Origin of the sequence: Streptomyces sp. NPDC002698 (genome assembly GCF_042888945.1) — a bacterium.
GTDB lineage: Bacteria > Actinomycetota > Actinomycetes > Streptomycetales > Streptomycetaceae > Streptomyces.
This window is the reverse complement of the sequence record NZ_JBIAQM010000004.1, coordinates 427,181-443,740: the sequence shown is the minus strand read 5'-3', so window position 1 is coordinate 443,740 and position 16,560 is coordinate 427,181. Positions and strand designations below refer to the sequence as shown.

At 69.1% G+C, this 16,560-nt stretch carries 10 protein-coding genes and 1 pseudogene; 4 read left to right on the top strand and 7 right to left on the bottom strand.

Translation table 11 applies throughout. The annotated features are described in order from the left end of the window. Window positions 1-8 precede the first annotated feature (8 nt). Window positions 9-938 (top strand): LD-carboxypeptidase, encoded by a 930-nt coding sequence (locus tag ACFYW9_RS09025; protein ID WP_389146667.1) that lies wholly within the window; start codon window positions 9-11, stop codon window positions 936-938. A 126-nt stretch (window positions 939-1,064) separates the two neighbouring features. Here the strand turns inward: ACFYW9_RS09025 and ACFYW9_RS09020 are convergent, their stop codons facing one another. Both ACFYW9_RS09020 and ACFYW9_RS09015 read right to left on the bottom strand, forming a co-directional pair. Further along, the gene (locus ACFYW9_RS09020; protein ID WP_389146664.1) at window positions 1,065-2,054 is read right to left on the bottom strand and encodes a hypothetical protein; all 990 of its coding nucleotides are present in this window, start codon (window positions 2,052-2,054) and stop codon (window positions 1,065-1,067) included. Window positions 2,055-2,219: 165 nt separating this feature from the next. Next, window positions 2,220-2,750, bottom strand: a complete 531-nt coding sequence (locus ACFYW9_RS09015) for a hypothetical protein (RefSeq protein ID WP_389146661.1) — start codon at window positions 2,748-2,750, stop codon at window positions 2,220-2,222. A gap of 439 nt (window positions 2,751-3,189) precedes the next feature. Here ACFYW9_RS09015 and ACFYW9_RS09010 point away from each other — a divergent pair, with 439 nt between their 5' ends. Further along, complete coding sequence (locus ACFYW9_RS09010) at window positions 3,190-5,304, top strand: tetratricopeptide repeat protein (protein ID WP_389146658.1); 2,115 nt, start codon at window positions 3,190-3,192, stop codon at window positions 5,302-5,304. An 84-nt stretch (window positions 5,305-5,388) separates the two neighbouring features. Here ACFYW9_RS09010 and ACFYW9_RS09005 read toward each other — a convergent pair whose 3' ends face one another. Both ACFYW9_RS09005 and ACFYW9_RS09000 read right to left on the bottom strand, forming a co-directional pair. Then, window positions 5,389-5,925 (bottom strand): DinB family protein, encoded by a 537-nt coding sequence (locus ACFYW9_RS09005; protein ID WP_389146655.1) that lies wholly within the window; start codon window positions 5,923-5,925, stop codon window positions 5,389-5,391. Window positions 5,926-6,155: 230 nt separating this feature from the next. Beyond that, window positions 6,156-6,989 (bottom strand): hypothetical protein, encoded by an 834-nt coding sequence (locus ACFYW9_RS09000; protein ID WP_389146652.1) that lies wholly within the window; start codon window positions 6,987-6,989, stop codon window positions 6,156-6,158. A 599-nt stretch (window positions 6,990-7,588) separates the two neighbouring features. Between ACFYW9_RS09000 and ACFYW9_RS08995 the strand changes: the two genes are divergently transcribed. Beyond that, the gene (locus tag ACFYW9_RS08995) at window positions 7,589-9,319 is read left to right on the top strand and encodes a ricin-type beta-trefoil lectin domain protein (protein WP_389146649.1); all 1,731 of its coding nucleotides are present in this window, start codon (window positions 7,589-7,591) and stop codon (window positions 9,317-9,319) included. Between the two features lie 192 nt (window positions 9,320-9,511). Here the strand turns inward: ACFYW9_RS08995 and ACFYW9_RS08990 are convergent, their stop codons facing one another. Continuing rightward, complete coding sequence (locus tag ACFYW9_RS08990; protein WP_389146646.1) at window positions 9,512-9,967, bottom strand: SUKH-4 family immunity protein; 456 nt, start codon at window positions 9,965-9,967, stop codon at window positions 9,512-9,514. Between the two features lie 63 nt (window positions 9,968-10,030). After that, window positions 10,031-11,848 (bottom strand): cellulase family glycosylhydrolase, encoded by a 1,818-nt coding sequence (locus ACFYW9_RS08985; RefSeq protein ID WP_389146643.1) that lies wholly within the window; start codon window positions 11,846-11,848, stop codon window positions 10,031-10,033. A gap of 759 nt (window positions 11,849-12,607) precedes the next feature. On the opposite strand from ACFYW9_RS08985, the gene ACFYW9_RS08980 reads away from it, so the two are divergent. Then, on the top strand, window positions 12,608-14,737 hold the full coding sequence (locus ACFYW9_RS08980) for a glycoside hydrolase family 6 protein (protein WP_389146640.1): 2,130 nt from the start codon (window positions 12,608-12,610) through the stop codon (window positions 14,735-14,737). Between the two features lie 765 nt (window positions 14,738-15,502). Here the strand turns inward: ACFYW9_RS08980 and ACFYW9_RS08975 are convergent. Continuing rightward, window positions 15,503-16,154: pseudogene (locus tag ACFYW9_RS08975) on the bottom strand (acyl-CoA dehydrogenase family protein); the annotation flags it as partial. Window positions 16,155-16,560: the final 406 nt, after the last annotated feature.

Genomic DNA, 16,560 nt, shown 5'->3' with positions numbered 1-16,560 from the left:
GGATCCCCATGCCCACCCTGCCCTCCGAGGGGCTCGTCCGCCCCGCCGCACCCAAGCCCGGCGACCGTGTCGCCGTCATCGCCGCCAGCGGACCGACCGACCAGGAGAACCTGGAGACCGGCCTGGAGTCGCTGCGCGGACTCGGCCTCCAGCCCGAGGTGTTCGCCTCCGCGCGGGCGACCGGCGAATACCTCGCCGGAGACGACGCGCTGCGCGCCCGCGACCTGACCACCGCCCTCACCGACCCGGCGTTCACGGCCGTCTTCTGCGCGAACGGCGGCTACGGCGCCCAGCGCACCCTGGAACTGGTCGACTGGGACGCCATCGGCACGCCCACCCCGCGCACCGTCATCGGATTCTCCGACGTCACGGCGCTGCTTGAGGCGGTGGCGGTGAAGCTGGGCTGGACGGGCCTGTTCGGACCGATGCCCGCCATCCGCGGCTTCCACCCCGGCCGCGCCGACTTCGACGGGCTCGCCGCACTGCTCACCGACCCGGCGTCGGTCAAGGAACTGCGCTTCCCCGGCTCCCGCCCCCTGGTCGGCGGCACCGCGGAGGGCGTCACCCTGGGCGGCACGGTCACCCTGCTCGCCTGCTCCCTGGGCACCGACACCTCGCTGTCCGCGCGCGGCGGCATCGTCCTGCTGGAGGACGTGGACGAGGAGACCTTCCGGCTCGACCGGTTCCTCACCCAGCTGCGCCGCGCCGGATACTTCGACGGCGCGGCCGGCATCGTCTGCGGCACCTTCACCGACTGCGGCACACGCGAGCGCGTCGAGGAACTCCTGCACGACCGCCTCGGCGACCTCGGCATCCCGGTCCTCGTCGGCGCGGACATCGGCCACGGCGTGCCCCAGCAGACGTTCCCCATCGGCACCCGGGCCAGGCTCGACGCCGACGCGGGCGTCCTCACGTTCCTGGATCCCGTACTCACCTGAGCCGCGGTGAGAACCACCTCCGCGGGAACGCCGCGCGCCTGAGCGCAGACCTCGTCCCGGCGCGCGGCCCCTGCCGTTTCGGCGGTGCGCCTGGATGTCACGGTTGGCGGGAGGAACCGGCAGAAGTCAGGCGCAGGGCCAGTTCCGACTGTCTGTCACCTCGCGGGCGATGTGACGCCACTGCTTTTCCCCGCCGGGCAGGAGCCAGGCCCAAGTCGGCTGTTCCGTGGTGTTCAAGCCGTGAAGGAGGCGGACGAGTCGCGGGCCGGCGGTGGCGGAGCCGTCCGGGACGGCGGGGCCGTGGACAGCGCGGAGTTCGGCGAAGCGTGCCAGTTCGTCCTCGTAGACGCCCACGGCTTCCTGCGTGCGCGTGGCCAGGTCATCGCGCGGGACCGTGCGGTGCAGCTGCAGCAGTGGAGGCTCGACGGATTCGGCGACCGCCGCGGCGAACCGCGCGTGACCGTCCAGGATCAGATGGCAGTCCAGGCCACTGACCCACCACAACAGGACGGGCGGGAGTGTCCCTTCACGGGCCTGCTTGCGGTACGCCTTGACCCGGCTGTCGTCGGCATCGGGCATCGGCCGCAGTGGCAGGACCTCCCACGAATGAGCATGGAGGAACCAGTCGATGTAGCCGTCCGGATGGCCGTCGACGATCATCGAGCCCCAGTACTCGGCGTGCGAGACATCGGCGTGGCGCCAGCGCCGGAGCGGGCTCTCGCACGAGAGCAGCCACCGGCCCTCGTGCAACGGGCTGCCCGGCGAGTCGATGAGGTACTGCGCAAAGCGGTGGGCCCACCGTTGCGGGCTGCCCGCCAGGGCGCGGCCCTCATCGGCACGCAACGGCGGGACGAAGGAGCGGTACCCGTCGGCGCGCCAGAAGTCCACGCCCCCGTGGTGCTCTTCGACGACGGCGAGCAACACGGGCCGCGACAGCTGGGAGACCAGCAGTCGCGCACCGGCAGTGAACACGCACAGCCCCGGTCGGCTGCGGTCCTGTACGTCCAGGGAAAGACCCGCCCACGTACCGTCGCCCCCTGTGACATCGCTGCGCCGCATGCCGAGAGCGTAGACGGCCGCTGCCGGGACCCCGATGGCGTTGTGTCCGTCGGACACGGCCCGCACACTCCACGAACCAGTGATCCTGGCCGACGACACGCGCGGTACTCGTCGAAGCTCCTCACGCCGTCGGCACCGGACCGACTGAGGCGACGAGCGGCCCCGGCCGCTTTCAGGGCTCTGGCCGCGGTTCCGTGAACCCTCGGGATCAGCGCAAAGCGATCACGAACCGTTCCCCACGACGAGCTGGTGAAGCTCGGCAGCGGAGGCGGTGGTGAGGCGGTAGATGCCCTGGAGGCTGACCGAACGGACCAGCCTGCCGTCGTCGACGTACCTGAGCGTGCGTTCACCCCGGCGAGAAGTGAAGGTCAGGCGTTCCAGGAGATCCGCGGGGACGACGGTGCCGAATGTGAGCGGGGAGCCCGGCGGTCCGAGTATCACCTCGGTGACGCAGCCCGACTTCAGAGGCTTCCAGTCCAGAAGCTTCGCGTAGTCGTCATCGTGGAGTTCCGCCCCTGCATTCTCGTAGGGGATGATCCGTGCCACCTCCATGACGCCCAGCACATGGAGACGGGTGCGGAAGGCCCGGACGGGACAGATCCTGTCACCAGGTTGAACACCCGCTCGTTCGAAGCTCGGCAGCGACTGGTGCGGACCGCCGAACAGCATCGTGAGACGCCGGCCCGCGTAGCCGGATCGATCGAGTTCCCGGCACAGATCAGTGGTCCACAAGGTGGTGTAGGAGTTCGACACGGCAGAACTGTAGAGCGGCACACTGACAGTCACCGACCTGGACGACTTCCCGTATTCACAGACTCATGGGCGAGTCAGGATCCATGGCCCACTCCAAGCTCCAGCTCCATGCGCCATGTGCCATGTGCCATGAGGCGGTGAGCACTGCTGCAACTGCGGCAAACCCATGCGTTTCGCAGCCTGTCGAGGGTATATCGCCAGGGATGACGGCAGGCGGCGATTCACGTGGAGGGGGATTCCGGGTTCCGAGATCCTCCCGCCTCGGGGGGGCGATGAGGTGAGGAGACTTCTGCGCGGCTCACGGACATGGACGGCCAGGACCGTGGTTTGTACGGCTGCGCTCGGCGCCGCCGTTCCCGCCGTGCTCGCGGCAGCGGAGATCACCTGGTGGTGGCTCTTGGTCCCGGGCGCGATGACCGCGGCGATCGCAGGAGCTTTCATGCCCACACTTCTCACCGACTTCCAGCGGAGACGGGAGCGGGCCGAGGAACATGACCTCGCGCTGGTCCAGGGGTGCCTGGTGTTGCCCGGAGGGCACCTGCCCCTGGTACGAGAGGTGTCAGATCCGATCCTGCTCGGCGTACATCCGGCAAGGGACGCCGATGAGCCGGCTTCTCGTGCGGACCCGGCTGTCGGTCACCAAGTCCGCGTGAGCCGTCATCGCGTACCGCCCTACGTGCCGCGTGACGTACACACTCGTGTCGTGGAGTCGCTGGCGGCCGGCGGCTTCGTCCTCTTGATAGGAGAGTCCACCGCGGGCAAGTCGCGCCTGGCGTACGAGGCCATGCGTACCGCACTTCCCGACCACGTTCTCATCGCGCCCTTGCACCGACCGGCCTTGCCCGCCGCTGTCGCCCGGGCCTCCCGACTGCCTCGATGCGTTCTGTGGCTGGACGGCATGGAGCGCTTCCTCGGCCCTGACGGGTTGACGCGGTCAAGCATCAGTCGTTTGACCACCGGTGACGGCCATCACCGAGTCGTTGTCGGCACCCTCCGATCGGCGGAGATGACGCGGTACACCGATACGGGGACGGCGGATTCCGCGGAACTCTCCGAAGCGAGTGAAACCCTTGAACAAGCGGTGCAGCTTCGACTGGCGCGACTGTTCACGTCGAACGAGCTCCGGAGGGCACGGACCCGGGCATGGGACACCCGCATCGCCGATGCCCTCAACTGCGCTGGAAACTACGGGCTGGCCGAGTACCTGGCCGCGGGACCGGAACTGCTGGGCGACTGGCTCGACGCGTGGGACGTGGCCAATCATCCACGGGCGGCGGCGCTCGTCACAGCGGCGGTCGACTGCCGGCGCGCCGGTCTCACCCGCCCACTCCCCCGGTCGCTCCTGGAGAGTCTGCACGAGGCCTACCTGCGCGAACGAGGTGGCTCACGCCTGCGCCCGGAAACGCCCGAGGAGGCTTGGTCCTGGGCCACCCGGCAACGCCGCGCCACAACCGCCCTGCTCGTCCCCGCTGGTGGCCCGGGCGTGACCGACGGGCCCGTCGACGTTTTCGACTACCTGGTCGACGCCGGCCAGAAGCGTGCCACCCCGGAGACGCAGGTACCCGAACGCGTCTTCTCCGCGGCGTTGCCCCTGGCGGACGCGAGCGAAGCCGTACGCCTAGCCTCGACCGCCCACGAGTACGGGCTGTACGCCATAGGGGCACAGGCTTACGGCCGCGCCCTTCAGGAATACAGGGACCACCTCGGAGCACTGCACCCCAAGACCCTGACCAGCCAAAGCAGTCTCGCCGTCATGCTGCGCCAGCTGGGGCGCCTTTCGGAGGCCGAACAGTGTGCCCGAACGGCCGTTGAAGCCATGGCCGACGTCTTTGGCGCCGATCATCCCGAAACCCTGACAGCCGGCAACTACCACGCCGCGTGCCTCTTCGATCTGGGCCGGCTGGAGGAGGCCGAAGCCGGGCATCGAACGGTGCTCGCGACTCGGACGCTGGTACTGGGCCCCGAGCACCCGCACACTCTCTCCAGTCGCAATGATCTGGCTCTGGTCCTCTGCGAGATGGGTCGCCTGCGAGAAGCCGAGGCCCAGCATCGCGTCGCGCTCGACACCCGCACCCGCCTCTTGGGGCCGGAGCATCCCGACACCCTCAGCAGCCGCAGCAGCTTCGCCGGACTGCTGCGCCGGCTCGGGCGTTTCGTCGAAGCCGAGCAGGAACACGCTTCCGTCCTGGAGGCTCGTCGGCGCACTTTGGGTGACGAGCATCCGAAAACCCTGACGAGCCGGGCCAACCGCGCTTCCCTGCTGCGCAGACTCGGGAGTCCGGCCGAAGCCGAGCACGAGCACACTGCGGTCCTGGAAGTCCGCCGGCGCACACTCGGCGATGAACACCCCAGAACCCTGACGAGCAGGAACAATCTGGCTCTGGTCTTTCAGGACCTCGGACGCCTGGAAGCAGCGGAACGGGAGCACCGCGTCATCCTGCGGGCGCGCGTTCGCGTACTCGGACCCGATCACCCCAAGACGAAGGTCAGCCGGCGGAATCTGGCCAGGGTCCTGAGAGAGCTGGAACGTGAGGACGACTCCGACGACGTGTGAGACGCCCTTGCCCAGAGCAGCCGGAACTGCGCGGGCGAGCTACGTACGCCGCCGGGACCGCGTCGTCGGCGCCTGGACGGTCGGCTACTCGCCGGTGGCGCCGTCGATGCCCTCGCGGAGGAGATCCGCATGGCCGACGTGACGGGCGTACTCCTCGATCACGTGCTCAAGGACGAACCGCACATCGGTGTCTCCGAATTCCGGGTTAGGCACGATGCGCGCGATGTCGACGGTCACCTCCGCGAATATCCGCCGCGACTCCTCGCACGCCTTGAGGTAGTCCTCGTAGACGTCCCTGGCCGGCGTAGCGTCCGACTCGTCGTACCACTCTCCGCCATCAGCGGTGACGTAGGTCCGATAGGGAAAGAAGCGAGGCGTCGTGCCGGCCAGCGTCCGCTGGAACCAGGCACGCTCGACCCCCTGCAGATGACGCATGAGCCCCAGCAGGGTCAACGCCGACGACCGCACAGGACGCAGCCGCAGTTGTTCGTCCGAGAGGCCCTCGCACTTCCACAAGAAGGTCGCTCGGTGGTAGTCGAGATTCGAGGCGATCACCTCCAGCCACGGGCCCGATACCGCGCGCTCGGGCCGGATGATCCTCTGGACCACGATGTCGCTCACGCTGGAGTCTCCTCACCGGTCATCGAACTCGGTCGAGTTCGGTCGAGTTCGCACGTGCCCACGGCCCGAGAACGGGCGGCGCCTCGGCCGGCGCCTCACGAGCACGTCCGCCCGAGAAGACCTCTCTTCGTGTCGGAACTCATCGCTCGATGCGCCCCGGGAGCGGCCCTCCACGGCCGCGAGTCACAGGGTGGCCTGACGCGACCCGGCGAACCTGTGCGGTCACGGCACTAGCCGAGCTTTCGCAGCACCTCGGCGATGGTGGTCCGGTACGTCCGCAGCGCCCGCAGTCCGGCGTCGTAGCGGTCGCGGTGCCGTGCGATGTCCACGGCCTGCTTCTGCGCCCGTACGGTGTGCCAGAGTTCGGCCGTGTGGTGGCGGCGCTTGCAGGTGACGTCCGCGACGGCGGTGGAACGCTCCCGCCGCGTATGCCGGGTATTGCCGTCACCGTCCCGCTGCCAGTCGGTGTCCGTGTACGCCGCGACGGGGTCGGGATAGCGCGTGAATCCTTGTTCTGCCACGCAGTGGGACCACACGTCCCAGGCCGCGCGGAGGCGCGGGTCGCGCTTGACCGCCTTGTCGACCTCGATCGCCCGTGCAGTCGCGTAGAGCCAGTCCCGCTCGAGGTCGATGCCGCGCATCAGCCGCCGGTTCGCCTCGACGCCGCAGGCGGGGAAGTCCGCATACTCGGCGTCGGTCATCCGGCGGCCCTTCGGCCGGAGGGCCAGGGGCTTTGCCGGGTCCCAGCCGTAGCCCCAGCGGCGGGCGGTGGCGAGATCCAGGGCGCCGTAGTCGGTGCTGACCGCGGTGACGACGGCGGGGTCGCTGGGGTAGCGGGGGTCGAGCGGGAAGTCCGCGTAGCCGCGTTCCGCCATGCACTGACGGACCAGCAACGCCGATGCCCGCTGCGATCGTTGGTAGTCCTGCGGCGTGTAGTCGTAGCGGTCGGCGGGCAGGGGGCCGAGGTCCGACGCCGTACGGATGACCTTCGGCCCGCCCGGACCGGAGAAACAGACCGCCGCCAGCACCGCCACGGCACTCAGCCGCCACCCCCGCTTCGTCATGTGAAGAGATGCTAGCCAGCGGTGTGCGGCGGTCGGCCGTGCCCCCCACCCCCCGCCAACTCAGCTACGCACGCCAGGACTTCAAGCGACGGAAAGCCCGATCAGGCGACACCTGCCGCAGTGGGGCCGCCACGCGTCTCCACAGGTCATCCGGCACAAGGTCGGCAGGAGCATCGGATCCTGCCGACGCGGCTCCCGAGTGCCGGGCCCCACAGCATCAGGCGGTCACAGAGCGCGACTCAAGGACGTATGAACCGCCCTCCGAGGACAGGGCCACGGAGATCGGTTCCTCCAAGTCGAGGTCCGTCGCACAGCCTTGACTGCATTGGTCCGGTCCAATAGCGTCGCCCCCGCACAGAACTCCACACGGCTCAACACCCGCCGGCCGTCACCTGCGCTGACGGTGTCTCCGCCGGTCAAGGGACGAAAGCCCAACCGCCCGCTGCGGACTGCCTGTTCACGGCAGCCCAGGCGCCGGGCCTCGCCTGTTCGTCGCCATCCAGATCCTCAAGTGCGCCCGTCCTGCGCACCGTTGGCGGAAATCACGGGGCGGCGTAGCGGACAGACACCATCACGCCTTTTCCTCGGAGGTCCGACATATGCGATTATCCTCTGCGAGACCACGGCGCCGCGGATGGAAGAGAGCGCTGACCCTGATTCCCGTCGTCGTGGTGACGATGGCGGCCACCGTCACCGGGACGCCGAACGCCGAAGCGGCAGTGCCCCCGACGCCGTCGGGCTTCACCCTCACCTGGAGCGACGACTTCAACGGCGCGTCCGGCACCGGCATCGACCAGAGCCTGTGGAAGTACGACACCGGGCCGGGCAGCAATTTCGGCACCGGTGAGATCGAGACCATGACCAACAGCACCTCGAACGTCTATTACGACGGCCAGGGGCATCTGGTGCTCCAAGCGCTGCATTCCGGTTCCGACCCGCGGGGCGGATGGACCTCCGGTCGCGTGGAGACCCAGTCGGCGTCCTTCGGCGCCCCGGCCGGCGGAGTCGTACGTATCGAGTCCGTCCTCCAGCAGCCCAACGTCACCACCGCCAACGGGGCGGGCTACTGGCCGGCGTTCTGGATGCTCGGCGCGCCGCTGCGCGACGGTGTGACCTGGCCGAAGTCCGGCGAGATCGACATCATGGAGGACATCAACGGCCGCAGCTCCGTTTTCAGCACCCTCCACTGCGGCGTGAACCCGGGCGGACCGTGCAACGAGTCGACCGGCATCGGCTCGGGTGAACGCGCCTGTGCCGGCTGTCAGACCGGCTTCCACGACTACGCGGCGGAGATCGACCGCTCGGTGTCGCCGGAGCAGATCAGGTTCTACCTCGACGGGAACAACTTCTTCACCGTCAGCGCCAACCAGGTGGACGCGACGGCCTGGTCCGACGCGGTCGACCACCCCTTCTTCATCATCTACGACCTGGCGATCGGCGGCGGCTTCCCGGACGCCTTCGGCGGGGGCCCGAACGCGTCGACGGTCTCCGGCGGCAAGCTGGTCGTCGACTCCGTGGCCGTCTACAACAAGGGACCCGGCTCCGGGGGTGGCGGCGGCGGTTCGTCGACCGGCCAGACGATCACCGGACCGGGCGGCAAGTGTGTCGATGTGGCGGGTGACGACACCGGCGGCGACGGCACCGCGGTGCAACTGTGGGACTGCCAGCAGACGGCCAGGGACCAGCACTGGACCTGGAGCGGCCAGACCCTCCAGACCCTCGGCAAATGCCTGGACATCGCCGGCGGCAACAGCGCCGCGGGGACGAAGTTGCAGCTCGCCACGTGCAACAGCGGCGGCTACCAGGCATGGGTGCGGCAGACCGACGGTTCGCTGAGGAACCCGGCCAGCGGTCGGTGCATCGACTCGCCGTCGGGCGCCACCGCGAACGGCACACGCCTCCAGATCTGGGACTGCAACAGCTCCGGCGCCCAGAACTTCGCCATCGGTACCCCGATCTACGGACCGGGCGGCAAGTGCGTGGACGTGGCGGGTGACGACACCGGCGGCGACGGCACCGCGGTCCAGCTGTGGGACTGCCAGCAAGCGACCTCCCTCGACCAGAAGTGGACGTGGAGCGGTCAGACCCTGCGCACGCTGGGCAAGTGCCTGGACATCGCCGGTGGCGTCAACGCGGCAGGCACAAAGCTCCAGTTGGCCGGCTGCAACGGCGGTGCCTACCAGAACTGGGTCGCCAACTCCGACGGCTCGATGTCCAACCCGGCCACCGGCCGGTGCATCGACTCGCCGTCGGGCGCCACCGCGAACGGCACACGCCTCCAGATCTGGGACTGCAACAGCTCCGACGCCCAGAAGTTCACCCTGGCATGAGAGGGAGGAGGCTCACTGCCCCGGCAGAAGCCTCCTCCTTCCCGTCCCGGACGGTGCTGTCCGTCCGGGACGGGAGGACGTCGCGTCCCGCTCCGTCCGCGTGCCACCGCGACATCCTGGCCGTCGAACGCAAGGAACGCGCCCCCCTCGTAAGCGCAGCGTGGGCTGCCTGCCCGGTGTTCCGCGCGGTCGCTACATGCCGTAGCCCAGCTCCTCAGCCCCGATGTGCCAGAAGGAGTTCTCATCGGCAACAGCTGCGGCGTCAAGCACCCTGAAGCGTTCCAGCAACGCTTCAGTGAGCGCGTCACCGGCCTGCTCGACCAGGTCTACGGTCTCGTCCTCGCTCAGGCCGTCACCGGGCCACTCGTACGCGTCGGCCTCAGCAGTGGCCTCCTCATAGGCGCGGTTGAAGGCGACGAACGCCTCCACGCTGGAGTTCACCAGCCGGGGAACATCACCCTCCGGCAGAAACCACAGCGAGCCGTCGTCACGCTGCAGGACCAGCGCGCTCAACCCCGGGTCGACCGCGACCAGGGCATACCGCACACCGCCGACCGTACGTTCCGCAAAAGGGGAGGCCTGCCACACCCCGTGGTACGGACAGCAATCGCATCCGGCCAAGAGTGCGGCGACTTCGGCATCGTTCATCCCGAGAACATAGCCCGCACCGCCGACACTTCACCAAGCCGGTGAACCTGTGCGGTCACAGCCCTAGCCGGCCCGGCAGTTCAGCACCGGCGTACCGGCGCCACCCGGCGTCGCGCCGAACCCGAAGCCGGTGGAGGCGCCGGCCGCGATGGCGCCGTTGTGGCCGGCGTTGCTCGCGGTCACCGTCCTGCCCACCTGGCTGTAGGAGGCGTTCCACATCGCGGAGATGGTCTGGCCGCCCGGCCACTCCCACGTGACCTGCCACGACCTGGTCGCCGAGGAGCCCGTGTTGGTGACCGTGATGTCGGCGTTGAAGCCACTGCCCCAGTCGCTGCTCACCTTGTAGGTGGCGCTGCATCCGCTGGAGCCGCCCCCGGTGCCGGCGGTCGTCGCGGTGACCGGCGCGGACGCCGCGGAGGTGTTGCCGGCCGCGTCGCGAGCCCGCACGGTGTATTCGTAGCGGGTCCCCGCGGTGAGGCCCGTGTCGGTGAAGGACGTGCCGGTGGCCTCACCGGCCTTGGCGGTGCCACGGTAGACGTCGTAACCGGTCACCCCGGTGTCGTCGGCGGAGGCCTTCCACGACAGGGACACACTCGACGTGGTGGTGCCGGTCACGGCCAGTCCGGCCGGTGTCGAGGGCGCGGTCGTGTCTCCACCTCCCCCGCCTCCGGTGAAGCCCGGGGCCTTGATGGATGCCAGGTAGCCGTCCTTCACCGTGTCCACGGTCTGCCAGTCGTCCTTGAGGATGCCTCCCGTGTCGCCGGAGTTCGGATTCCACGACCAGAAGGTCCAGTTGAAGCTGTCGGCCCCGTACGTGTTCGTGGGGCGCAGGTAGTCGACGAGCGCCGCGAGCCACTTCTGGTCGACCGTCGACTGCAGGGTGGTGCCGAACTCGCCGAGCCAGACGGGGGCGATGTTCTGTTTGAAGATGTAGCCCCAGTACTTGTCCCAGACGGCCGGCATGTTCGCCGGGAACGACGGGTCGCTGAACCACGGTTGCTGCGCGACGCTGGTGGCGTAGTCGTGGGCCGAGTAGACCAGGCGGTCGGCGACACTCAGCCGCACCGGCGCGGTGGCGACCCCGGCGAGGTTGCCGCCCCACCAGGTGCTCTGACCGTTCACCGTCTGAACGCCCTCGACGAAGATCAGCAGGCTGGGGTTGACGGACAGGACCGCGTTCCCGGCCCGCTCTGCCGCGAGCCGCCAGTCGGTGCTCATGTCGCCACAGCCCCAACAGGCGGGATCGTGCGGCTCGTTGTGCAGGTCGATGCCGATCACGGCGGTGTTGCCCTGGTAGCGCCCCGCCAGGGCCTTGAGGTCGGCGATCCAGGTCGCCTCGGGGACGGCGGAGGTGTACCAGAGCGCCGACTGGGCCGAGGAGTCGGGCCGATGACGGTCGAGTACGACCTTGAGGCCGATGGCGCCCGCGTAGCCGACGATCTTGTCCATCACCTGGAGCGAGTTGAGACCTTGCAGGTCGGAGTTCAGACCGTTGGCGTACGTGATGCCGTTGGGCTGGGTGCCCTTGAAGATGTCGTCGCTGTAGGGCAGGCGGATGGTGTTGTAGCCCAGGGACTTCATCTGGTCGGCCATCGACTTGTAGTCGCGCGACCAGAGGCCGTGCGCGACGTAGTTGGACGTCTCGAACCCGAACCAGTTGACGCCCGCCATGCGCACCGGCTGGTTCTGCGCGTCGAGGATCCGGCGGCCCTCGGTGTGCCAGTATCCGGCGCCGGACGCGGCTGCCGCGGGCGACGGCGACGAGGGAGCGACGGCCGCTTGCGCGGGCACCACCACCGTGAACGGAACGAGAGCCGCGAGGGCCGCGGTGAGGAGTGCGACCAGGGTGCGCCGGACGCGAAATGAGGGTGGGTGACGCATGGTGGGGGGGGGTCCTCTCCGGGTGGGAGCGCTCCCATTCTTGGGCGCGCGTCTCCGGGCGGGCAGGCGGATGGGCGTCCGGCATGACGGCTCCCGCGGACCGACAGGAGTGTCCCGCTCCCGACGGCCGGCTCGTCGAAGCCGGACTGCGCACATGGAAGCCACTAAGCGTGTTCGCGTCAATACCCCACGCGCCGATCGTGTCCCTCGGCGGAGTCGCCGACCGCGGGCACGCTCCGTTCGGACCGCGCCCGCACACCCCTGCGGCCACGCGGGGCGCACCCCCGCTTTCCGGATTCCCCGCGGGCCGCTTCCCGGATCTCCCGCACCTTCGCGCCCGCCGCAACCCGGGCGTGCATCCGTGCAGCCCGCGAGCAACCCACCCCACGGAGCCGATAAGTGACGGAACGTCAGCAGGGGATCTTTCGCACGAGTGTTGACATCGACAGGCCGAACGCCGCACCTTGGGAGCGCTCCCACCTTCAGCCCCATGTCCCCGCCGTCACATCAGTGACCGGGCACCGTCCACGCGCACCGGCAAGACGCCGGGTCCACGTCCGGACGACGCCGCGGCGCGCTCATGTTCGGCGGCCCTCCGGCTCCAGCTTGCGCGACGCACGCGGTCGCACCTTCGTCATGCCTGAACGCAACGCCCGTCCGGCGGAGTTCCGTCCGGTGTGCCCGAGCCGCGGCACACCGGAGGCCGCCAGCGCACCCGCACGCCGACCGTACCCGCCTGCTCTCCCCAGGAGATGGCCGATGCCTTCCCGTAGACCCGACTCCACCGTGCGCCGAGGCGGACCGAAGCGGACCGCCGCTCTGGCCGTCGGTGCCCTTCTCGGAGCCCTGACCGTCGCCGCCCTTCCGACCACCGCGACCGCGGCCGCCAAACTCGACAATCCCTACGTCGGCGCGAAGGCCTACGTGAACCCCGACTGGTCTGCCAAGGCCGCGGCCGAGCCGGGCGGTTCGGCCATCTCCGACCAGCCCACCTTCGTCTGGCTGGACCGGATGGCCGCGATCCAGGGCACCGCCGACGCCCGTGGTCTGAAGGCACACCTCGACGCGGCCAAGGCGCAGGGCGCCAACCTCGTCCAGCTGGTCATCTACGACCTGCCGGGCCGGGACTGCGCGGCCCTCGCCTCCAACGGCGAACTCGGCCCCGACGACCTGGCCACGTACCAGAGTGATTACATCGACCCGATCGCGGCGATCCTCGCCGACCCGGCCTACGCGAGCCTGCGGATAGTCAACCTCATCGAGCCCGACTCGCTGCCCAACCTCGTGACCAACGCGGGCGGCACCGCCGGCTCCACGCCCCAGTGCGCCACCATGAAGGCGAACGGCAACTACGAGAAGGGCGTCGGTTACGCCCTCCACAAGCTCGGCGCTCTGCCCAACGCCTACAACTACATCGACGCCGGCCACCACGGCTGGCTCGGCTGGGACAGCAACCTCACGCCGTCGGCCCAGGAGTTCAAGAAGGCCGCCACCACCAACGGCGCCACCGTGAACGACGTGACGGGCTTCATCGTCAACACCGCCAACTACTCCGCCACCAAAGAGCCGTACGTGAAGGTGACGGACACGGTCAACGGGCAGACGGTGCGCCAGTCGAAGTGGATCGACTGGAACCAGTACAACGACGAGAGTTCGTACGCGCAGGGCCTGCGCACCGCGCTCGTCGCCCAGGGCTTCGACGCCGGCATCGGCATGCTCATCGACACCTCGCGCAACGGCTGGGGCGGTTCGGCCCGGCCGACCGGTCCCGGACCGACGACCAGCGTCGACGCCTACGTGGACGGCGGTCGCATCGACCGGCGCATCCACGCCGGAAACTGGTGCAACCAGAGCGGGGCGGGTCTCGGCGAGCGCCCGGCGACCGCACCCGACACAGGAATCGACGCCTACGTGTGGGCCAAGCCGCCGGGCGAGTCCGACGGGGCCAGCCAGGCCGTCGACAACGACGAGGGCAAGGGCTTCGACCGGATGTGCGACCCCACGTACACCGGGAACGGGCGCAACGGGAACAACCTCACCGGAGCACTGCCCAACTCCCCGCTCGCCGGGCACTGGTTCTCCACCCAGTTCCGTCAACTGCTCGCCAACGCCAACCCGCCCTTGAGCGGATCGGGTGGCGGCGGTGACACGCAGGCCCCGACCGTTCCCGGCGGTCTCGCGGTCAGCTCCACGACGAGCAACAGCGCCACCCTGAGCTGGAGCGCGTCCACGGACAACACCGCGGTCACCGGATACGACGTCTACCGCGACGGCACCAAGGTCGGCAGCGCCACCACCACGTCCTACACCGACAGCGGGCTCGCCGCCTCCACCACCTACACGTACACCGTCAAGGCCAAGGACGCGGCCGGAAACGTCTCGGCCTCGTCCACCGCGGTGTCCGCCACCACCAAGGCCTCGAGCGGAGGAGGAGGCACTCCGGGCCTCAAGGCGCAGTACAAGAACAACGACTCCTCCACCGGTGACAACGGGATCAGGCCCGGTCTCAAGCTCGTCAACGGCGGTTCCGGCGCCGTCGATCTGTCCAAGGTGACCATCCGCTACTGGTTCACCGGGGAGTCCTCCTCCGCCGGCTACCAGACGTTCTGCGACTGGGCGCAGCTCGGCTGCTCCACGGTGAAGACCTCGGTGAGCACCGTTTCCCCGAGCCGCACGGGCGCGGACCACTACCTGGAGGTGGGCTTCACCTCCGGTTCGCTGGCGGCCGGAGCGGACAGCGGTGATCTGCAGCTGCGCATGGCCAAGTCGGACTGGTCGAACTTCGACGAGTCGAACGACTACAGCCGGGGCGCCGGCACCTCCTACGCGGACGCGGCGAAGGTGACCGTGTACGTGTCGGGCACCCTCGTCTGGGGCACCGAGCCGTAGAGCGGGCGGAACGGACAAGGGCCGGGGCGGTGACGCTCCGGCCCCGCGCCGTCCGTGCAGAACGCCGCCGCTCTTCCGTCCGGGCGCAGCGCGGCGGTGCTGTCGCCGACGACCAGTTGCGCGACCTGCGCCTTCTCGGCTTGCCGAAGATCGTTCCCCGTGTACGTGGTGATCGCTCCCCGAGGCCGGGCCTCTCCCCCACCGCCAGACAGCGAGAGACGGCCGGCATGGTCTGCACTTCGTCGATCATGAGTGGCGTGCACCCCGGATCGCAACAAACCACCCACAGGCGACATCTCAATGCCCCTGTCCTCAGGGGCCGGCCAAAGCCTTGTTGACCGCGCCGAGGAAATCTTCGAGATCCTTGTGGGTAGAGCCCCGAACCGCCCTTCCGTGAGCCGGCATGGTGGCCGCACGCATAGCCACCCCTCGAACTATGTTGCCCCACCACATGCGCCCCCGAACTGCATCTTCCTACCGTGTGCCGACACGTACCCGTCCCCACCGCACACGAGGAAGTGGCGCACATGGCCTCCGCAGCATCCGCTCCCCCGACACCCGCCAACCTGAAGCGCATCGTCGCCGCCAGTCTCATCGGCACCACCATCGAGTGGTACGACAACTCATCCGATCGGAGCTAGGACCTGCGATTTTGTCTCGTCTGCGGCCTCGAAGTCAGCACCGAACCAGCACGGGTACGTGGCCTGCTCCCTGATGACGTGCGACCCAGCGCGCTCGTGAGCCAAGAGACCGTGTTTCAGGACCAAGCACCTTCTCGCTCTCCGTGGTCACCTTCATCTGCGTCATAGGGTTGAAGAGCAGGTAGCGGCGATCGTCGGGGCCGGCGGAGCGGAAGTAGTGGACAGCACGGTCGCTGAACGACTTCATGCCGACGAGCCTGACGTACGCGTCGGTCAGCTCGCGCCGCATGTGCGGGAAACCGGTGACGGAACGGCCGTAGAGGATGCGGTTGTGGGCGTGGGTGACGGCGTCGTACATCGCGTGCTCGCAGATACCGATCGAGGCGGTGCACAGGTTGAACTTCGAGGAGTCGACGACGTTCTTGACCAGGTGGTAGGCCGGGTGACGGCTGTCGGCGGCGAAGAAGACATAGCCGTCGGGCCCCTCGATGTCGGTGCGGTGGCCGAAGACGGAGACGAGTGCGACGGCGTTGTCGCTCTGCCAGACCGGACCGAGGCCGGGGATCGTGACCTGCCAGGCGTACCAGTGGTCCAGGCCGTAGAAGCCCAGGATCTCGTTGAGCGCGGCAATCCGGGCGGTGTCCCGCCGCTTGCCCGGTTTCCCCCTCCCCCGCAACGGACGACGGCGTCAGAAAGGTGGCGAACAGGTTCTCCTTCGCTGCGAAGGCGAGGAAGTCACCGAGCCACGCGCGGGTCCGGCAGTCCTCGATCAGCCGCTCCGGACGCGACACTGACACGCATGGTTCAACACCACCGGCACCCCAAAAGCGACGGCATTGGAGCGGATGACCCGGGGGTGGTGTCACCGGTCCCGAGAGGCGCCGTCGGAGACGCTGATGAGCCAGAGGTCCGGCTACCGCCCCGCCCGAGCGCAATGCCCGGCATCCCTCGGGCGGCAGGTCTGCATAACGTGGGGGCGGCCTGATCACGCTTCTCCTGTGCGCGCCTCTCCAGCGAACTCGGACCGGCCATCACCGTCGGCGCCGGCGCCCGGTGGTCCCGCGGCGGTCGTCGCATCCTGGCGGGCGTCCCCGGCAAGGTGGTGAGCACAGCCCCACGCGATGCGGCGTTCCCTCATGGTCAGCGTTCACCACGCGATCCACTGGTGTGGGCGAAGCGACC

What these genes read in the sequence shown, in the direction of transcription:
- ACFYW9_RS09025 (WP_389146667.1), top strand. Translation starts at nt 9, where the DNA reads ATGCCCACCCTGCCCTCCGAGGGGCTCGTCCGCCCCGCCGCACCCAAG.
- ACFYW9_RS09000 (WP_389146652.1), bottom strand. Translation starts at nt 6,989, where the DNA reads ATGACGAAGCGGGGGTGGCGGCTGAGTGCCGTGGCGGTGCTGGCGGCG.
- ACFYW9_RS08980 (WP_389146640.1), top strand. Translation starts at nt 12,608, where the DNA reads ATGCCTTCCCGTAGACCCGACTCCACCGTGCGCCGAGGCGGACCGAAG.
- ACFYW9_RS09010 (WP_389146658.1), top strand. Translation starts at nt 3,190, where the DNA reads ATGCCCACACTTCTCACCGACTTCCAGCGGAGACGGGAGCGGGCCGAG.
- ACFYW9_RS08985 (WP_389146643.1), bottom strand. Translation starts at nt 11,848, where the DNA reads ATGCGTCACCCACCCTCATTTCGCGTCCGGCGCACCCTGGTCGCACTC.
- ACFYW9_RS08995 (WP_389146649.1), top strand. Translation starts at nt 7,589, where the DNA reads ATGCGATTATCCTCTGCGAGACCACGGCGCCGCGGATGGAAGAGAGCG.
- ACFYW9_RS08990 (WP_389146646.1), bottom strand. Translation starts at nt 9,967, where the DNA reads ATGAACGATGCCGAAGTCGCCGCACTCTTGGCCGGATGCGATTGCTGT.